Origin of the sequence: Cuspidothrix issatschenkoi CHARLIE-1, assembly GCF_002934005.1 — a bacterium.
In the GTDB taxonomy this organism is placed as follows: Bacteria; Cyanobacteriota; Cyanobacteriia; order Cyanobacteriales; family Nostocaceae; genus Cuspidothrix; species Cuspidothrix issatschenkoi.
The window spans coordinates 2,204-5,566 of record NZ_PGEM01000029.1 but is presented as its reverse complement, the minus strand read 5'-3'; the positions used below and the strand labels follow the sequence as shown (position 1 = coordinate 5,566).

General features: G+C 39.2%; 2 protein-coding genes. Both read left to right on the top strand.

Translation table 11 applies throughout. The features are described 5' to 3' along the window. Positions 1-205 precede the first annotated feature (205 nt). A complete protein-coding gene (gene fni / locus CUN59_RS05060) occupies positions 206-1,252 on the top strand; it encodes a type 2 isopentenyl-diphosphate Delta-isomerase (RefSeq protein WP_104386813.1) in 1,047 nt (348 codons plus the stop codon). Between the two features lie 245 nt (positions 1,253-1,497). Further along, entirely contained in the window at positions 1,498-3,312 is a 1,815-nt protein-coding gene (sppA, locus tag CUN59_RS05055) for a signal peptide peptidase SppA (protein ID WP_104386812.1), read from the top strand. The last annotated feature ends 51 nt before the right edge of the window (positions 3,313-3,363 follow it).

The following is a 3,363-nucleotide window of genomic DNA, read 5'->3' as shown; positions in this document are numbered from 1 at the left end:
AGTAGGTTAGCGTTAAAAATTGTCGTTGGGGCAAGGGAACAGGGAACTCTTAACAGGGAACACCGAAGAGAGTTTTGGGCGATTTTACTTTTCTTCACATACCTTTAAATTTTTCGGTTCACCTACTTATCCCGTAATTTATTCTGGGGGAATAAGAATTTCAAACACCCTCTAAGTGTTGTTAACATAATTTTATATATCCGCCGTGAACTCTCCCATTATCATTCCAGCAGAAACTCAAAATCGCAAAGCAGATCATATCCGGATCTGTTTAGAAGATAATGTTCAGTGTCCAGTAGTTACCACTGGGTTAGAAAAATATCAGTTTACCCATGTTTGTTTACCAGAACTTGACGGTAAAGATATTGATGTGAGTACAACTTTCCTAGGAAAACATCTCCATGCACCTTTGTTAATTTCTTCCATGACGGGAGGAACCCAACAAGCGGGAATTATTAACCGTCGTCTGGCGGAAGTTGCCCAAAAATATCAATTAGCAATGGGTGTAGGATCTGTCAGGGTAGCAGTGGAAAAACCTCAAGTTGGGGATACTTTCGCTGTACGTAAATATGCACCTGATATTCTCCTCTTGGCCAACTTAGGCGCGGTTCAGCTTAATTATCAATATGGTGTTGATGAATGTTTGCGAATTATTGATATTACCGAGGCTGATGCTTTGATTTTACATATTAATCCGTTGCAAGAGTTCATTCAACCTAGAGGTGATACTAATTTTAGTGGACTACTTGACAAAATATCCAATTTATGCTCTAAATTACCAGTTCCCGTCATTGCCAAGGAAGTAGGTAATGGCATTTCAGCAAAAATGGCAGAAAAACTCCTAGCTGCTGGAGTACAAGTTATTGATGTAGCGGGTGCTGGTGGGACTTCCTGGGCTTTGGTAGAAAGCGAACGGGCAGAAACCTCTTTACAAAGGCGTTTGGGGCAAACATTTGGGGATTGGGGGATACCGACAGCAGAATGTATTACCAGTATTCGGGCAAATTTTCCCCATATTCCGTTAATTGCCTCTGGGGGTTTACGTCATGGGTTAGATGTAGCTAAAGCGATCGCTCTAGGGGCTGATATTACTGGTTTAGCAATGCCCTTCCTCAAGGCCGCAGCATTATCGGAGGCGGCTGTAGTAGAATTAACAGAGATATTAATTGCTGAAATCACTACCGTGTTATTCTGTACAGGTAACAGTAATCTGTATCAATTAAAGCAATCTCAGAGTTTACAGTTAATATAGCAGGGAACACTTCGACAGGCTCAGTGCATCGCAGGGGACAGGGAACAGAGTTGAAAGTCATGAGAGTGTATAAGTAGGTGAACAGAAAAATTTAAAGGTATGTGAAGAAAAGTAAAATCACTCAAAACTCTCTTCGGTGTTCCCCGTTCCCTTTAGTTTTTTAAGTAAATTCTGTATCTCATTCAAGTGCATACCGCTATAATTAACCACTGACAACCGACAACAAACAACTTAATTAATAACTAATGAATAATTTTCTTAAACAAACCTTTGCAAGTTTAATTGGCAGTTTATTAGGACTGACTATTTTTTCTGGAGTCAGTACATTAGGATTTTTATTATTATTGATTGCAGCAACCAGTTCCCAAAGTGCAGCCCCAATAGTTAAAGATAAGTCAGTTTTAGTATTAGACTTGTCTATGAAAATTACTGATAGTGAACCTAATTCCAGTAAATTTCTAGAAAAAGCCCTCAGTGGTGTAGATGAAAGTGCGATTACACTACGTAAAGTAATTGAAAGTTTAGATAAAGCAGCCACTGATCCACGCATTGTTGGTGTTTATATAGATGGAAATAATGCGAATAGTCTAGGTTATGCTTCCCTCAAGGAAATTCGCCAAGCATTAGCCGAATTTCGTCAAGCTGGTAAAAAAATTATTGCCTATAGTACAAATTGGGGTGAGAAAGAATATTATTTGAGTTCAGTGGCTAATCAAATTGTACTTCATCCCATGGGAGCAATGGAAATGAACGGTTTGAGTTCACAACCAATGTTCTTAACAGGTGCATTGCAAAAATATGGCATTGGGGTACAAATTGTCAGAGTCGGTAAATTCAAGGGTGCGGTAGAACCCCTAATTTTGAATAAACTCAGCCCAGAAAATCGAGAACAAACCCAGAAATTGTTAGATGATATTTGGGGAGAATGGCTTACATCTGTGGGTCAAAGTCGCAATATACCAGCGGAACAATTACAAGCGATCGCTAATAGTCAACCAATTTTAGAAGCACCACAAGCAAAATCTAATGTTTTAGTAGATAGAATTGCTTACCAAGACGAAGTATTTAGTGAGTTAAAAAAATTAACTGGTCAGGAAGAAAAAGATAAAACATTCACTAAAATTAGCCTGAGTGATTATGCAGAAATTCCTGAAGAATCTTTAGATGCCGATCATAAAGTTGCTGTTGTCTATGCAGAAGGAGAAATAGTCAACGGTAGCGGCAATGATGGTGAAGTTGGAGGCGATCGCTATGCCAAAATATTCGCCAAAATTCGGGAAAACGACGATATCAAAGCCGTAGTTTTACGCGTTAATAGTCCTGGGGGTAGTGCTACCGCAGCGGAAGTTATGCAGCGAGAAATTAAACTCACCCGTCAAGTTAAACCCGTGATTGTTTCTATGGGAGACGTGGCCGCTTCCGGTGGATATTGGATCGCTAGTGACTCCAACCGGATTTTTGCTGAACCAAATACAATTACAGGTTCTATCGGTGTTTTTGGCGTATTATTTAATGGTCAAAAATTGGCAAATAATAATGGTATTACTTGGGACTCTGTAAAAACATCACAATTCGCCGATCAACAAACTATTTCCCGTCCTAAATCTCCCACGGAATTAGCGGTTTATCAACGCAGTGTTAACCGAGTTTATAATCTATTTTTGCAGAAAGTTGCCCAAGGTCGCAAACTACCCATTACCAAAGTTGCAGACATCGCCCAAGGACGAGTTTGGTCAGGAACAGCAGCTAAACAACTTGGTTTAGTTGATGAAATTGGTGGTTTAAATGTTGCCATTCAATATGCAGCTAAAGAAGCAAAATTAGGCAATGATTGGGAATTAGAAGAATATCCCCAAGTTAGTAGATTTGGAGAGCGCTTATTTGGCCAAAACTTAGATGAAACTAAAGCTAAATTAGGCATGGAAAACACTACCAGTTCAACACCCAACCCTTTAATGACTCAGTTAGGGAAATTCCAGCAGGAAATCAAAATATTACAAACAATGAACGATCCTCAAGGTGTTTATACACGACTACCAATTAATTTAAGTATTGATTAAATGGGGATCTGGGTATGAACTGAGGTGATAAGATCCCCGACTTCTTTTATA